The following is a 15695-nucleotide window of genomic DNA, read 5'->3' as shown; positions in this document are numbered from 1 at the left end:
GAGCCGCAGCTTTCCGACCGCACCGCCCAGGCCTGAACAGCAGCCCTCCTTTTCGATTGCAGCCCACCTTCACCCGAACGGATGTACGTGTCCCCCGGGAACAAACTCGTTTCCCGTAGGCCGTGCCGGGTGGCGGAGTTGGATCGATACTGGATCGAGCGGCAGACCGTCGCGGAGCGTCTTCCACCGCGCCCCAAGGAGCTGACCATGCGTCAGGAAAGTCAGCGTCTGGTCAGCGTCAGTACCGCCGAAAGCCGCTTCGGAGCGCCGGGGACCGCCAAGATCGCAGAGTGGCCACAGCCAGTGTGACCTGCGAAAACCATGGTCAGAGGCATAGCTACTAACCTACCCGGGAGACGCCCATGAAGATGCTCATCAATGTGCCGGAGACCGTGGTGGCGGACGCCCTGCGGGGGATGGCCGCGGCGCATCCGGAGCTTTCCGTGGATGTGGCCAACCGGGTGGTGGTACGCGCGGACGCGCCCGTCGCCGGGAAGGTCGGGCTGGTCTCCGGGGGCGGGTCCGGGCACGAGCCGCTGCACGGAGGGTTCGTCGGGCCCGGCATGCTCTCGGCGGCCTGCCCCGGTGAGGTGTTCACATCCCCCGTGCCCGATCAGATGGTGCGGGCCGCCGCCGCCGTCGACAGTGGGGCGGGGGTGCTCTTCATCGTCAAGAACTACACGGGCGACGTCCTGAACTTCGATATGGCCGCGGAGCTGGCCGAGGACGAGGGAGTACAGATCGCGAAAGTCCTGGTCAACGATGATGTGGCGGTGACGGACAGCCTCTACACAGCGGGCCGGCGCGGTACGGGCGCGACCCTGTTCGTCGAGAAGCTGGCGGGCGCGGCGGCCGAGGAGGGAGCGCCGCTGGAGCGGGTCGAGGCGATCGCCCGGCGGGTGAACGACCGTTCGAGGAGTTTCGGTGTCGCCCTCAGCTCCGTCACCACACCGGCCAAGGGCAGTCCGACCTTCGACCTGCCGGAGGGCGAGCTGGAACTGGGCATCGGCATCCATGGCGAGCCCGGCCGCGAGCGGCGCGCGATGATGACCTCGCGCGAGATCGCCGACTTCGCCGTGCACACGGTGCTGGAGGATCAGCGCCCCTCGGGACCGGTGATCGTCCTGGTGAACGGCATGGGCGGCACACCGCTGCTGGAGCTGTACGGATTCAACGCCGAGGTGCAGCGGGTGCTGACCGAGCGCGGTGTCCCGGTGGCCCGTACGCTCGTCGGCAACTATGTGACATCGCTCGACATGGCGGGCTGTTCCGTGACCCTCTGCCAGGTGGACGAGGAGCTGCTGCGCCTGTGGGACGCGCCGGTGCAGACCCCCGCGCTCCGCTGGGGCCGCTGAGAACGGCGAACGGCGAAGAGGCAGCGGACAGCGCACGGCGAAGTAAGAGGGAGACAAGGTCGGCACGCACGGCAGGACAGGCACAGAAACTGGGACGGCAGGGCACGACTCACGGGCGAGGGAGATCACGTGACCGCTCAGAAACCCGACCGGATGCTCGACACCGACTTCTTCCGCCGCTGGCTGACCGCCGCCGCCGGCGCGGTGGAGCGCGAGGCCGGCCGCCTCACCGAGCTGGACTCGGCGATCGGTGACGCCGACCACGGCAGCAATCTCCAGCGCGGTTTCCGGTCCGTCATGACCGAACTGGGGAAGGAGTCACCGGCCGGCCCCGGGGCCGTACTGGTCCTGGCGGGACGGCAGCTCATCTCCACGGTGGGCGGCGCGTCGGGGCCGCTCTACGGAACACTGCTGCGGCGTACGGGCAAGGCGCTCGGTGACGCCGCCGAGGTCACACCGGAGCAGTTCACCGAGGCGCTGCGCGCCGGGGTGGCGGCCGTGGCCCAGCTCGGCGGGGCGAAGGCCGGGGACAAGACCATGCTGGACGCGCTGGAGCCGGCGGCCGAGGCGCTCGGCACCTCGTTCAGGGCGGCGGCGGAGGCGGCGGAGAAGGGCGCCCTCGCCACCGTACCCCTCCAGGCGCGCAAGGGCAGGGCGAGCTATCTGGGCGAGCGGAGCATCGGGCACCAGGATCCGGGGGCGACCTCCTCCGCCCTGCTGGTCGCCGCGCTCGCCGACACGGCGGAGGCGACTCCATGAGCGTCGGGCAGCCGGTGAGCGTCGGGCAGCCGGTCGGCATCGTGCTCGTGTCGCACAGCGGACCGCTGGCGGAGGCCGTCGCCGCCATGGCCCGGGGGCTGACGGGAGGGGGCGCGACCGCGCCGGTGGCGGCGGCCGGAGGAACCCCGGACGGAGGGCTCGGAACCAGCTCGGAGCTGATCTCGGCGGCCGCCGCCCAGGTGGACCGGGGTGCGGGCGTAGCGATTCTGGTGGATCTCGGCAGCGCCGTGTTGACGGTGAAGACGATGCTCGCCGAGGGAGACGAACTCCCGGACGGGACACGGCTGGTGGACGCTCCGTTCGTCGAGGGGGCGGTGGCCGCGCTCGTCACCGCCTCGGCGGGCGGGGATCTGGACGCGGTGGAGGCCGCCGCCAGGGAGGCGTACCAGTACCACAAGGAGTGAGCGGAGGGAGGATGGGAAGGGAGCGCCGAGCGGTGCGACAGCGCCGGGAGACGGCCCGTACGGCGCGGATCACGGCGGGAACGGCGCGTGACCGCCGCGATCCTCGTATCACCGCGCGGTCATTCCGCGTATCGCCGCGTGGGAATCGCGGTCTTTCCCCGTATCGCCGCATGGGAATACTGAACCCTCACGGATCCGGCCGGGAACGCGGATCCGTTGTCGGTACAGGACTCCGGAGGGACGAGCATGGTGCACACGGCGGACGGGGAGACCGATGGGGCGGAGGGGGACGGCGCGTACCGCTCCCCCGACCGCCGGGCCCGCCACGCCGTGATCATCGGCGGGAGCATCGCCGCTCTGCTGACGGCGCATGTGCTCGGCGCCCACGCCGACCGGGTGACCGTCGTCGAGCGTGACCGCCTCCCCGAGGGGCCCGAGCCTCGGGCCGGGGTCCCGCAGAGCCGCCACACCCATGTGCTGCTGGAGGGCGGCCAGCGGGCGCTGGACGAGCTGCTCCCCGGCATCGTCTCCGAACTGCGCGAGCACGGCGCGCCCCGGGTGGGGCTGCCCGGCGACCTCGTGCAGTGGCAGTCCGGGCGCTACTACCGGCGCACCGCCGCCACCGCGCATCTCCTCACCGGCACCAGGCCGTTGCTGGAGTGGCTGGTACGGCGCCGGGTCCTGGCCGAGGGCCGGATCACGGTGCTGGAGGGTACGGAGGTGGTGGGGCTGCTCGGCGACTCCACCCGGGTCCGGGGCGTACAGGTGCGTGAGCGCGGGGCGGAAAGCCGTCATGACGTACGGCACCTGGCCGCCGATCTGGTCGTGGACGCCTCGGGCCGTGGCTCCCGCGCCCCCGACTGGCTGGCCTCGATCGGCGCGGAACCGCCCCACGAGGAGACGCTCGACACCGGGCTCGCCTACGCCACCCGGCTCTACCGGCGCGATGACGAGGACGCCGACGACGGGGACTGCCTCGGCTACTACTTCATCCCCGGCAGCGGCGAGGCGCGCGGCGGGGTGGCTCTGCCCGTCGAGGGCGGTCTGCATCTCGTCACGCTGTCGGGACTGCGCGGCACCGAACCGCCCTCCGACGAGGAGGCGTTCACCGAGTTCGCGGCACGGCTCCCCCATCCGGTGCTGCACGACTGGCTGTCGCGGGCCCGGCCCGAGTCCCCCGTGCACGCCTTCCGCGCGACGGCCAACGTCCGGCGCCGGTACGACCGTCCGGGCAGGCGCCCGGCCGGTTTCCTCGCCGTGGGCGACGCGCTGTGCGCCTTCAACCCGGTCTACGGGCAGGGCATGGCGGTCGCCGCGCTCGGTGCGGTCGCGCTGCGCGACACGCTGGCCGACCCCGCCCGTACACCCACGACACGCCGGGTCCAGCGCGCGTTGCTCAAGGCGTCCCGGCAGGCCTGGGACATCGCGTCCGGGGCGGACAAGGTGCTGCCGGGCGCGCGGGGCGACGCGGCGGGCACACGGCTGGTGGACCGGCCCGCGGCCTGGTACCTCGCCCGGGTGGTGGAGCGGGCGCCCGGTGATCCGGTCGTCGGAGCGGCGTTCCGCGCCGCCAGCTCGCTCATGGAGCCGGTGTCCGTGCTGTTCTCGCCGCGTGTCGCACGTGCGGCGCTGTTCGGCCCTGTCGCTCCGGCGCCCCTGGAGCCGCCCCTGCGGAGGGAGCGCGCCGCGGACTGACCACGCGCGGCGGAGCGTCCCGGACACGGAGTCGCGCATCCTCCCGGGTGTGGTGGAGGGGCGCTCGGGTCCCTTGTGTGCGGCGGCGGGTTCCCGTACGCCCGTGTTCGCGTTGCCGATCGCGCGCTCCGGGGACAGGCTCACGGTGAGGGGTACCGCCAGGGAGCCCCGGCCTCGGCATTGGGTCTCGAAGGGAGCGTCGTATGACATCGGACATGGGGGCCGGCGGCGGACTGCGCTGTCTGGTGACGGGAGCGACGGGATACATCGGCGGCCGGCTGGTGCCCGAACTGCTGGACGCGGGCCACTCGGTGCGCTGTCTGGCCCGCACGCCGGACAAGCTGCGCGACCATCCGTGGGCGGGCCGTACGGAGATCGTGCGCGGTGACATGACCGACGCCCGGTCGGTCGCGGCGGCCATGGACGGCATCGACGTGGCGTACTACCTGGTCCACGCGCTCGGCAGCGGAGGGGACTTCGCCACGACGGACCGCCGTGCCGCCCTGATCTTCGCCGAGCGGGCGAAGGCGGCGGGTGTGCGGCGCATCGTCTATCTGGGCGCGCTCACCCCGGTCGGCGTCCCGGAGCGTGAGCTGTCGCCGCATCTCCGCTCGCGGGCCGAGGTCGGCCGTATCCTCCTCGGCTCGGGGGTACCGACCGCGGCGCTGCGGGCCGCGGTGATCATCGGGTCGGGGTCGGCCTCCTTCGAGATGCTGCGCTATCTCACGGAGCGACTGCCGGTGATGGTGACACCGAGCTGGGTCAGCACCTCGATCCAGCCGATCGCCGTACGGGACGTGCTGCGGTATCTGGTCGGCTCCGCGCGGCTGCCCGCCGAGGTCTCCCGGGCCTTCGACATCGGCGGCCCGGAGGTGCTCACCTACCAGGACATGATGCGGCGCTACGCGGCGGTGGCCGGGCTGCCGCGGCGGCTCATCGTTCCGGTGCCGGTGCTGACGCCCCGGCTGTCGAGCCACTGGATCGGGCTGGTCACGCCGGTCCCCCGGACCATCGCCCGGCCGCTGGCGGAGTCCCTGCGGCATGAAGTCGTCTGCCACGAACGGAACATCGTCCGGTACGTCCCCGATCCGCCGGGCGGCCCGATCACCTTCGACCGCGCGGTCGAGCTGGCGCTGCGGCGTATCCAGGACGCCCAGGTGACGACACGATGGTCGTCGGCCTCGGTTCCCGGCGCGCCCAGCGATCCGCTGCCCACCGATCCCGACTGGGCGGGCGGCAGCCTCTACACGGACCGCCGTGAACTGACCGTGGACGCCTCGCGCGAGTCGCTGTGGCGGGTGATCGAGGGCATCGGCGGGGACAACGGCTGGTACTCGATGCCTCTGGCCTGGGCGGTACGGGGCTGGCTGGACCGGTTCATCGGCGGGGTCGGGCTGCGCCGGGGCAGACGGGACGCGCAGCGGCTGCGGGTCGGTGACTCGCTGGACTTCTGGCGGGTGGAGGAGATCGAGCCGGGCAGACTGCTGCGGCTGCGCGCGGAGATGCGGCTGCCGGGGCTCGCCTGGCTGGAGCTGCGGGCGGACGAGGACGACGAGGGCCGTACGGTGTTCCGGCAGCGGGCGCTGTTCCATCCCCGGGGGCTGCTCGGTCAGGCGTACTGGTGGAGTGTCTCGCCCTTCCACGCCGTCGTCTTCGGAGGGATGGCCCGCAATATCGCGCGCGCCGCCGAGTCCCCGGCGGTCGCCACGGCAGGGGCCGCCGCGACCGGGGAGCCGGCCCGGACCTGAGCCTGACACCGTCCCCCCTCTGCCCCTCCGCACCCCGCCGTGGCCGAGGCCGGGGCCGGAGGGGACGGCCGGGATCAGAGGAGTGTGGCGGGATCAGTGGGGCATTGCGGTGCCAGAGGGGCGTGGCGGGATCAGAGGGGCGTGGCGGGATCAGAGGGGCGTGGCGGCCTTCAGCACGAGAAAGAGCGTGACCGTGGCGTTCGCCGAGGAGAGAGCCGAGCCGAGCGTCCCGGCCGCGGCCGTCCAGACGGCCAGACCCACCGCGAGGGACATCGACGGCCAGTTCACGGCGGAGGGCGCGGGTTCCAGCAGGGCCGCCACCCGGCGGGGCACCGGGCCGGGCGCGGCGAGACCGGCCAGTGTCGGCGTGGGTGTGCCCCGCGAGACCAGGGCCGCCTTGCCGATGGCCCGTGCGACGACCGTACGTTCCCCGGTCACCCGGGCCGCCTCCTCGTCCGCCCACCGCTCGGCGGTGTAGGCGACGGCGGCGCGCAGCGGGCGCAGCAGTGGGTTGGCCCGTGCGGCCAGCCGTACGGCCAGCAGATACCGGTGGTGGTGCCCGCTGAGATGAGCCCGCTCATGGGCGACCAGTGCGGCGCGCTCGCGGGTGTCCAGACAATCGAGCATGGCCGTGGACACGACGACCCGCCCCTGTCCCCGGCTCCCCCACCCGTGGATCCGGGCACGGGCACGCGCACGGGTACGCGTTCGGATACGCGCACGCATACGGGCGCCCGGCAGCCGGGCCGGAGTGGAACCGGGCAGCGCGTAGGCGTACGGCGCCTCGTCGGCCAGTACGGCGAGTTCACCGTCGGGGAGCCCGGCCAGGGCGCGGTGAGCGCGGCGGCGCACCCGCCGGTGGCGTCCGGCCGCCGCCGCGCAGCCGACGGTGACCACGGTGAGGGCCACGATGGCCGCCTTCCCCGCGATCTCGTCATACGGGACGGCCTCGCGGACCTCGGGGTCCGACCAGGCGTCCGGCAGCGGGTTGCCGGGGAGCTGCGCCGTACCGACCACCACCAGCAGTCCCAGGCAGAGCGTGCTGCACAGGGCCAGCACCCCGGCCAGCGCGGACAGCAGCCGGGTGGCGATACGGGGATGCAGATGGATCTCGGCCAGGCGCGCGACGGGCAGCGCGGTCAGTGGCAGGACGAGCGGCAGAAAGACGAACACCCCCACTCCGTCAGCCCTCCGCCCCGTCCTCGGGCAGGCCGAGCAGATCGCGCAGCAGCCGTTCGTCGTCCGCGGAGAGCGCGGTGACGAACCGGGCCAGGACGGCCTCGCGGTCCGCCTCCGCGTCCAGCACCTTGCGCATCCGCAGGGCGGCGAGGCCCGCCTCGTCGGAGGCGGCGCGCCATTCGAAGGAGCGTCCCGCCCGCTCCCGTGTGACCGCCCGTTTGGCCTGGAGCCGGGTCAGGATGGTCATCACCGTGGTGTAGGCGAGATCCCCGCCGAGCCGTTCCAGCACCCAGGCGGCCGTGACGGGTCCCGGCGCCTGCCGCAGGGCGGCGAGGACCTGGGCCTCCAGCTCGCCCTGGCCGCGCCGGCGGGGGCGTTCGTCCGGACCGTCCGGACCGCCGTGCACCCTCACGATGTCTCCCTCCAGCCGCGCGGCCGCACCGCGTGGCAGCCGTTCATGCTACTGAGCCCGGCGCCTCCCGCGCTCCACGGGCGCCCTCCCGCACGCTTCTACACTGCTGTAGATTCTATGGCGGTCATCGGCCCGCCTCGGCCCGGCGCCAGGCGGGCACGGCCGCGACAGGGGCACAGGACGCAGGGCGCGCGTTCTGTGCCCCGTCTGTCGTGCGGGTCGGCGGTCGCCAGGGGCGCCGGCCGGGGGCGGTGTTCCGTTTCCGCCGTGGTTCTGCCGTGGTCGGGCGGCCGGCGGGCGCCGGTCAGCCGTGGCTGGGCGGCCGGCCGACGCCGGTCAGCCGTGGCTGGGCGCCGCGTCCGTCGCTTCCGGGGCGGTCGGTCCCGGCCGCGACACGCCGTCCGAAGCGGAAGTCCCGGAGGCGGACACGTCCGAGGCGATCGCTTCCGTGCCAGGCGCTTCCGTGCCGGGCGTGCTCGGAGCGGACGTTCCCGGTGCCGGAGCCGGAGCCGCCGAAGAGTGCGTTTCCGATGTGGACGCCCCGGACGCCCCGGACACCCCGGACGCTCCGGAGACCCCGGAGACCCCCGACACCGCGGGCGCCGCTTCGCCGGCCGCTGCCGTGGGGGTCGTTGACTTGCGGGTCGCTGTCCCGCGGGTCACCTTCCTGCCGGTGATACGCCGGGCCAGCGGCTCCGTCCAGCGCGCGGCCAGCGGGCCGAGGATCACCAGGATCAGCACATACGCGGTGGCCAGGGGGCCGATCCGGGGCTCCACCCCGACCGCGAGACCGGCGATGACGATGGAGAACTCACCGCGCGCCACCAGGGTTCCGCCGGTCCGCCAGCGGCCCGCCGTCCTGACCCCCGCGCGCTTCGCCGCGTACCAGCCGGTGCCGATCTTGGTCGCGGTGGTGACCGTCGCCAGGATCAGGGCCGTGACCAGCACCGGCGGAATGGCGGCCGGATCGGTGTTCAGACCGAAGAAGACGAAGAAGACCGCGGCGAACAGATCGCGCAGCGGGGCCAGCAGATTGTGCGCGCCCTCGGCGACCTCGCCGGAGAGCGCGATACCGACCAGGAACGCCCCGACGGCCGCGGAGACCTGGAGCTCCTGGGCGACCCCGGCGACCAGGACCGTCAGCCCGAGCACGACCAGGAGCAGCATTTCGGGATTGTCGCTGGAGACGGCGCGGCTGATCAGCCGGCCGTGGCGCAGGGCCAGATAGAGGACCGCGCCGACCGTACCGAGCGAGATCAGCAGGGTGAGACTGCCGCCGGCGAGGCTGAGTCCGGCGAGCAGCGCCGTGAGCAGCGGCAGATAGACCGCCATGGCGAGATCCTCGATCACCAGGACGCCGAGGATCACGGGCGTTTCACGGTTGCCGAGCCGACCGAGGTCACCGAGGACCTTGGCGATGACCCCGGAGGAGGAGATCCAGGTGACACCGGCCAGGGCGACCGCGGCGACCGGGCCCCAGCCCAGTACCAGTGCGGCGACCGCGCCCGGCACGGCGTTCAGTACGAAATCGACGATGCCGGAGGGGTACTGGGTCTTGAGATTGCTGACGAGTTCGGAGGCGCTGTACTCCAGGCCGAGCAGGAGCAGCAGCAGGATGACGCCGATCTCGGCGCCGGTGGCGATGAATTCCTCACTGGCGTTGAGCGGAAGCAGTCCGCCGTGGCCGAAGGCGAGTCCGGCGAGCAGATAGAGCGGGATCGCGGAGAAGCCCACCCGGCCGGCCAGCCGGCCGAGTATGCCCAGGGCCAGGATGACGGACCCGAGTTCGATGAGCAGTGCGGTGGTGTCGTGCACGGGCGTTTATCCTCCGGTGATCAGTTCGGCGACGGCGTCGACGCCTTCCCGGGTACCGACGACGACGAGGGTGTCCCCCAGGGCGAAGCGGAAGTCCGGGGTGGGCGAGGGAAAGGCGTCCGTGCGGCGCAGTACGGCCACGATGGAGGCGCCGGTACGGGTGCGCACCTGGGTGGAGCCGAGCGTCCGGCCCACGTACGGCGACCTCTTGGTGACCGGGATGTGCTCCGTGAGCAGGTCGATCTCCAGATGCTGGTGCAGATGCGCGACCGGGTCGGGCAGCAGGAGTTTGGAGAGGGCCGTCGCCTCGTGCGGGGCGAGGGACGCCGCGTCCATGCAGTTGTCGTCGTCCTCGGGGTCGTGGAAGGCGAGGATGCGCCGCCCGTCCTGGTGCACGACGATCGACAGATGCTTTCCGGCGTCCGTGTTCAGGTCGTAACGGGTACCGACCCCGGGCAGGGCGGTTTTGCTGACATGAGCGGTGGGCTCCATGAATACGCTCCATACGGGCGTGCTGAGAGGTCTTCGGGCACAAGGCCCCTGGGATCCGTGCGGCGGAGGCGTGCCGCCCGCCACGATCAGGGATTCTGCATCATCCCGCCGCCACGCTCAGCGGGACCGGTCCACGCAAACGTACAGCGGGAGTTCCCGCGCCCCGGGCTGGGCAGACAGTGGGTGGTGCCCGCGCGAACAGCGCGTACGGGCGCCGCGCACAGGACACCGCGCCATCACGAGCGGAACCACGAGCGGAACGAGGCGAGACATGAACCCGGGCAACCGCTGGGAGTTCACCGACGACCGAGGCCATCTGACCGTCGCACAGAGCCGCCCGGCACGGGTGGTGACCTACATACAGGCGGGCGCGACCCTGTGGGACCACGGTCTGCGCCCCCTGGGCATCTTCGGTTCCCACCATGACGGCGGGGTCCCCGATCCGGCGAAGGCGGGTGAGCTGCCCCTCGCCGAGCTGCGCGACTTCGGCGCGGGCAGCGCCCTCGACCTGGACGCGCTGCTCGCGGCGGAGCCGGATCTGGTGGTCGCCGTCAGCTACGGCGGCGGACAGGTCTACGGCATCGACCCGGAGGCCGCCAAGCGGCTGGAGGAGCGGCTGCCCGTGGCCGTCCTGGACGTCGGGAAGGACCGCACGCTCGACGAGGTCAGGGACCGGTTCACGGCGCTCGCCCGCTCGCTGGACGCCCCCCGTCTGCCCGCGGTGGCCGAGCTGGAGCGCGCGGAGTCCCGGCTGCGGGGCTCGGCGGCCCGGCCCGGAGCGCCCCGGGTGCTGGCGCTGTCGGCCGCGGATCCCGAGACCGCCTATCTGGCCAGGCCGCAGACGTGGCCGGATCTGCGGACCCTCGGTGAGCTGGGGGTGGCCCTGATCGAGCCCGAGGAGGGCGGCGGCGTCAACTGGCGTACGGTCGGCTGGTCCGAGGCCGCCGCGCTGGAGCCGGACATCGTGCTCGCCGACGTACGGGCCAACGCGGCGCCCCGCGCACGGCTCCGGGACAACGCGCACTGGCTCGCCGTTGAGGAGCGGGCGCGGATCGTGCCCTGGAATCCTGAGGCGCCGTGCAGCCATCTCGCGCACGCCCGGTTCCTCGACACCGTCGCGGACGCCGTCGACACCGTGCGGGCCGGCACCGTGTAGGCGGGGTGTCGGTCGCGTGTCGGTGCCGGCTGCCAGCGTTCCCCGTATGACAGAGAACACAGAGCGGTACGGCCAGGAGCGATACGGCCGCGAGGGGTACAGCCAGGAGACGTACGGCCAGGAGGAGTACGACGGCGGCGCCGCACCCCGGGCGCTGCCGGTACGGACCGTCGAGGTGACCGGGGTCACGCGGATCTCCCCGCGCATGGTGCGCGTCACGTTCGGTGGGTCCTCTCTCTCCGACTTCACCCTGGACGGGCCCGACCAGCAGGTGAAGCTGTACTTCCCCAGACCGGGGCAGACCGCTCCCAGGCTTCCCGCGGTGGGTACGGACGGCGACGTGATGCGGTGGTACGGCGCGTTCCAGGCGATTCCCGAGCGGGAACGGCCGTGGATGCGCAGCTATTCCGTACGCGCGCACGACCCGGGCCGCGGCACGATCGACATCGACTTCGTCCTGCACGGGGACGGACCTCCCGGACCGGACGGAGACGCCCGTCGGGACCGGGAGAGCGGTGCCGAGACCGGTGTCGGTGCCAAGGCCGAGGCCAGGGCCAGGGCCGGTGCCGAGGCCGGGGCCTGGGCGGGACCGGCCACGCGATGGGCGTGGTCGGCCGCGCCCGGCGCCGTACTCGGCATGTTCGGACCGTCCGCCCACTTCGCGGTACCCGTACCGCTCGGCACGGCCGACTGGATGCTGCTGGCGGGTGACGAGACGGCCCTGCCCGCGATCGGCACACTCGTCGAGGCGCTGCCCCGGGGAGCTCGGGCGGTGGTCTACGCGGAGGTGCGGGACGCGGCGGAGGAGCAACGGTTCGAGACGGCGGGAGATGTGACCGTGCACTGGCTCCACCGCGGTCAGGCCCCGGCCGGGCACGGCCCGCTGGTGGCGGCGGTGCGCTCCGCGGTCTTCCCGGCGGGCTCGGTCGTCGCCTGGCTGGCGGGAGAGGCGGGCGTGGTGCGGGCGCTGCGGCGTCATCTCGTCGGCGAACGCGGCCTCGACAGGCGCTCGGTGCTTTTCACGGGTTACTGGCGTGTCGCCCTCACCCAGGACGACGCGCCGACGGAGGCGGACCTCGCGGAGGCGCGGGAACGCCTGGCTGACGCGCGGGCGGCGGCCGGGGGCTGATGTGGTCGTACGGCGCGGGGCCGGGCCCTGCGCCGGGCGCCGGGACAGTGCGGCCGGGGCCCGGGATCAGATCAGGGCCGCGGCCTCCTTCACCGGGAGGGCGGCGCCTTCGGCGTGGGCGCGGGCGTAGGTGTCGCCGTCGAGAGCCGCGCGGACCGAGGCCTCCGCGTGCACGCGGTTCTCCGCGTCGGGGGCCACCGGACAGGGGCGGAAACCGGTGTTCTCGGGCAGTCGGCCGTGGTGGTCGTAGGCGCCCAGCAGCCGTGCCGCGTCCTCCGGAGCGCCGAGACGGGCCACGGCCCAGGCAGCGCAGGGGAACTGACTGAGAATCAGGTCGGGAGCGACCAGATAGGCCAGACTGTCCAGCCGCCGTACGGCCGCCGCCACCTGGTCGCGCGCCCGTCCGAACGCACCGTCCAGACAGTCCAGCCAGCCGTGCGTGCCCGCGACCATGCCGCTGAGGAGGGTCTGTTCGGCGAAGGACGGCTCGCGCTCCAGCGCCCGGAGCTGCCCCCGCGCCCTTTCCGTGCGTCCCGTGCGGCCGTAGCGGCGGGCCAGCAGCAGCCGGGCGGTGGAGACGGGCTGGCCGAGGCCCGCCCCCGCCTCCTCGACCGCGTCGAGCAGCAGCCGTTCCGCGCTCTCCTCGGCGTCCGGGTCCCCGGCGGCGCCCTCCAGCCGTACGGATGCCAACCGCGCCTTGAACAGGGGTACTTGGCCGGGGGCACCGATCCGGGCGCAGCTCTCCATGGCGCGTTGGTAGTCGGCGGCGGCCTCCGCGTACCGGCCCAGACGTTCGTAGGCCCCCGCTCGTACCGCCAGTGTCTCGGCGATCACCACGAGATCGCCCGTCCCCTCGAACAGGGCCAGTGCCTCGTCCGCGTCCCGGACCGAGCGTGTCAGCCCGTCAGGACGGCCGCTCAGCAGCCGCGCCCGCAGCATCAGGGCCAGCCCGGGATCCCAACTCGCCCGGCTGCCCCGCGTGGTCGTGTCCTGCCCCGTCGGACCGTCCCACTGTTCCCGGCAGGCATGGACCAGGGCGTCCACCGTCTCACCGAGCCCGGCGAAGCCTCCCGCCATCAGCTTGACGAAGAACCACAGGGAACCCGGCTGCCGGGAGAGCTGCGGCAGCCCGGGGCGGTACGCCGCGGTGATCGCCCGCACCTGGGTCCGGATGTCCGGCCGGTCCAGCTCGGTACCGACCGTGTCGGTGCTCGCCAGCGACATCAGCCGTACCCCGCGTCTGGCCTCCCACAGCCACTCCTCGGGCCAGGGCGGCGGGAGCGCCGTACACGGCTCGGCCACGGGGCCGGCGGGTCGTACGGGCGGCAGAAAGGGGTCGGGGCCGAGCGCGGCCGTCGCCGCGGTCCACGCGTGGGCGTCGCCCTGGTGGTCGCGGAGCTGCCAGTACCAGCTCATCGAGAGCGTGAGGCAGAGCGCCTCCTGCTCCTCGCGGAGGTCGACGGCCGTGCGCAGCGCGGCGCGTATGTTGTCGTGTTCGCGCTCGAACAGCCGTAGCCAGGAGTCCTGTCGGGGGCCGCGCAGCTCGGGATCGCCGGTGCGGGCCAGCTCACGGTAGGCGGTGAGATGGCGCCGCTCGACGGCCGTGCGCTCCCCCGAGGCGTCGAGCCGCTCGGCGGCGTACTCGGCGACGGTCTCCAGCAGCCGGTAGCGCATACCGTCGGCGCTCTCGGGGACGGCGACGACCAGTGATTTGTCGACGAGCGAGGCGAGAAGCCCCAGGGTGTCGTCCTCCGCGCTCCCCGCGCAGACGCTCTCGGCCTCCGCGAGGGCGCAGCCGCCGGAGAAGACCGCCATCCGGCGCAGCACGGCACGTTCGTCCTCCGTGAGCAGATCCCAGGACCAGTCCACGACGGCCCGCAGGGTCCGCTGTCGCGGCAGTGCGGTTCTGCCGCCGCTGCCGCCCCCGCCGAGCAGCCGGAAGCGGTCACCGAGCCGGTCCGCGATCTGGCGCGGGGTGAGCACCCGCAGACGCGCGGCGGCCAGTTCGACGGCGAGCGGCAGTCCGTCGAGTCTGCGGCAGATCTCGGCGCAGGCACCGGGGTCGTCATCGACACGGAACCCCGGGCGCGCGGCGGCGCCGCGCTCGGCGAAGAGGCGCAGGGCCGCCTCCTGCGGCAGCGGGTCCACGACCCGTACCGACTCGCCCGGCACACCGAGCGGTTCACGGCTGGTGGCCAGCACACTCACCCCGGGACAGGCGGTGAGCAGCGTCTCGGCCAGTACGGCGGCGGCGTCGATCAGATGCTCGCAGTTGTCCAGCACGATCAGCGTCCGCCGCTGTCCGCAGTGCTCGGTCAACCGCAGCAGCGGATCGCGCGGCCCCTCGTCCGCCGCCGCCGGGCCCCGCACGACGGTCTCGCGTGCGCCGAGCGCGGTGAGGACGGCCTCCGGCACCGCCCCCGCGTCGTGTACGGGTGCCAGCTCGACCACCCGTACACCGTCCGGCCAGATTCCGGCCGACGCGGCGGCGGCCTCCAGCGAGAGCCGGGTCTTCCCGGCACCGCCGGGACCGGTCAGTGTGATCAGGCGGGCGGTTCGCAGCTCGGTGGCGAGAGCGGCCAGCTCCGGTTCCCGGCCGACGAAGGAGGTGAGGGGCGTCCGGAGGTTCCCGGATCCGGCGGGCCGGGCGGGGAAGGCGGGCGCGGACGCCTCCCGGACGGACGGACGTCCCGATGGCCGGACCGGCGCTCGGACCGGGCCGGGCCGAAAGCCGCCCGGGGCGTCCCGCCCGGCGGGAGCGGGCGGCGCGGGTTCCTCGCCCGCCAGCAGTTCGGCGTGCAGCGCCCGCAGCTCATGGCCGGGGCCGGTGCCGAGGCGTTCGACGAGGAGGGTCCGCATGTCCTCGTACGCCTGGAGTGCCTCGGCGGGACGGCCCGCCGCCCGCAGGGCCCGGATCCGCAGTGCCTGGAGGGGCTCGTCCAGCGGCTGCTCGGCGGCGAGGGAGGCGAGCCCGGCCAGGGCATGTGCCGGGCGGCCCCGTCCGACCTCGGCGGCCAGCCGGGCGCGGCGTGCCTCGGTGAGGAGCCGCTCCGCGCGTACGGCCGTCGGCTCCGTTCCCCGCCCCGGCAGGTCGGCCAGCGCCGGCCCTTCCCAGAGGGCCAGGGCCTCGTCCAGCGCTCCGGCCGCCCGCTCGGGGTCGTCCGCGTCGAGTGCGGCGGTGCCTTCCCCGGCGAGCTGTTCGAAGCGGAACAGATCGACGGCCTCGGGCCGCACAGCCAGCCGGTAGCCACCCGGAGCCGAGGCCACGGCCTCACCGCCGAGTGCCCGCCGCAACCGGCCCACCAGTGCCTGGAGCGCCGCCGTCCCGTCGGCGGGCGGAACCTCGTCCTCGCCCCAGACCTGTACCGCCAGCCGTCCGGTGGTCACCGTCCGTCCCCCGGCCGCCGCGAGCGCGACCAGCAGCGCCCGCAGCCGTGCCCCGCTCAACGGCACCTCGGTCCCGTCCTGACGAACAGCCCGGGTGGCGCCGAGTACGTGGTAGCGATAGCTCACCCGGCCATTCTCCCTGG

Annotated in this window: 12 protein-coding genes; 7 read left to right on the top strand and 5 right to left on the bottom strand. The window is 73.6% G+C overall.

The genetic code is table 11. The features are described 5' to 3' along the window. Positions 1 to 362: 362 nt before the first annotated feature. The 5 genes from dhaK to ACFYYH_RS22330 all read left to right on the top strand — a co-directional run bounded on the left by dhaK (position 363) and on the right by ACFYYH_RS22330 (position 5982). Positions 363 to 1355: a dihydroxyacetone kinase subunit DhaK gene (dhaK, locus tag ACFYYH_RS22350; protein WP_388553723.1), complete on the top strand. Its 993-nt coding sequence runs from the start codon at positions 363 to 365 to the stop codon at positions 1353 to 1355. Between the two features lie 153 nt (positions 1356 to 1508). Beyond that, positions 1509 to 2114 (top strand): dihydroxyacetone kinase subunit DhaL, encoded by a 606-nt coding sequence (dhaL, locus tag ACFYYH_RS22345; RefSeq protein WP_388554023.1) that lies wholly within the window; start codon positions 1509 to 1511, stop codon positions 2112 to 2114. Further along, on the top strand, positions 2111 to 2539 hold the full coding sequence (locus ACFYYH_RS22340) for a PTS-dependent dihydroxyacetone kinase phosphotransferase subunit DhaM (RefSeq protein ID WP_388553720.1): 429 nt from the start codon (positions 2111 to 2113) through the stop codon (positions 2537 to 2539). The genes dhaL and ACFYYH_RS22340 overlap by 4 nt, the downstream gene beginning before the upstream one ends. A 246-nt stretch (positions 2540 to 2785) precedes the next feature. Continuing rightward, positions 2786 to 4234 carry an FAD-dependent oxidoreductase gene (locus ACFYYH_RS22335; protein ID WP_388553717.1) on the top strand — a complete coding sequence of 483 codons (1449 nt, stop codon included), beginning with the start codon at positions 2786 to 2788 and terminating at the stop codon, positions 4232 to 4234. Between the two features lie 203 nt (positions 4235 to 4437). Next, positions 4438 to 5982: an SDR family oxidoreductase gene (locus tag ACFYYH_RS22330; RefSeq protein ID WP_388553714.1), complete on the top strand. Its 1545-nt coding sequence runs from the start codon at positions 4438 to 4440 to the stop codon at positions 5980 to 5982. A 150-nt stretch (positions 5983 to 6132) separates the two neighbouring features. On the opposite strand, the gene ACFYYH_RS22325 is transcribed toward ACFYYH_RS22330, so the two are convergent. The 4 genes from ACFYYH_RS22325 to ACFYYH_RS22310 all read right to left on the bottom strand — a co-directional run bounded on the left by ACFYYH_RS22325 (position 6133) and on the right by ACFYYH_RS22310 (position 9880). Continuing rightward, positions 6133 to 7161 (bottom strand): M56 family metallopeptidase, encoded by a 1029-nt coding sequence (locus ACFYYH_RS22325; protein ID WP_388553711.1) that lies wholly within the window; start codon positions 7159 to 7161, stop codon positions 6133 to 6135. A 4-nt stretch (positions 7162 to 7165) separates the two neighbouring features. After that, on the bottom strand, positions 7166 to 7576 hold the full coding sequence (locus ACFYYH_RS22320) for a BlaI/MecI/CopY family transcriptional regulator (RefSeq protein ID WP_388554020.1): 411 nt from the start codon (positions 7574 to 7576) through the stop codon (positions 7166 to 7168). Between the two features lie 333 nt (positions 7577 to 7909). Further along, positions 7910 to 9388, bottom strand: coding sequence for a cation:proton antiporter (locus ACFYYH_RS22315; protein ID WP_388553708.1), 1479 nt, complete (start codon positions 9386 to 9388; stop codon positions 7910 to 7912). Between the two features lie 6 nt (positions 9389 to 9394). Continuing rightward, on the bottom strand, positions 9395 to 9880 hold the full coding sequence (locus tag ACFYYH_RS22310) for a cation:proton antiporter regulatory subunit (protein WP_388553705.1): 486 nt from the start codon (positions 9878 to 9880) through the stop codon (positions 9395 to 9397). A gap of 271 nt (positions 9881 to 10151) precedes the next feature. Between ACFYYH_RS22310 and ACFYYH_RS22305 the strand changes: the two genes are divergently transcribed. Then, the gene (locus tag ACFYYH_RS22305) at positions 10152 to 11036 is read left to right on the top strand and encodes an ABC transporter substrate-binding protein (RefSeq protein ID WP_388553702.1); all 885 of its coding nucleotides are present in this window, start codon (positions 10152 to 10154) and stop codon (positions 11034 to 11036) included. A 46-nt stretch (positions 11037 to 11082) separates the two neighbouring features. Further along, complete coding sequence (locus tag ACFYYH_RS22300) at positions 11083 to 12165, top strand: siderophore-interacting protein (protein WP_388553699.1); 1083 nt, start codon at positions 11083 to 11085, stop codon at positions 12163 to 12165. 66 nt (positions 12166 to 12231) lie between these two features. Here the strand turns inward: ACFYYH_RS22300 and ACFYYH_RS22295 are convergent, their stop codons facing one another. After that, a complete protein-coding gene (locus tag ACFYYH_RS22295) occupies positions 12232 to 15678 on the bottom strand; it encodes a BTAD domain-containing putative transcriptional regulator (protein ID WP_388553696.1) in 3447 nt (1148 codons plus the stop codon). Positions 15679 to 15695 lie beyond the last annotated feature (17 nt).

Source organism: Streptomyces sp. NPDC002018, from assembly GCF_042890865.1.
Taxonomy (GTDB): Bacteria; Actinomycetota; Actinomycetes; order Streptomycetales; family Streptomycetaceae; genus Streptomyces.
The sequence above is the reverse complement of the archived record's forward strand: the minus strand, read 5'-3'. Positions and strand labels throughout refer to the sequence as shown.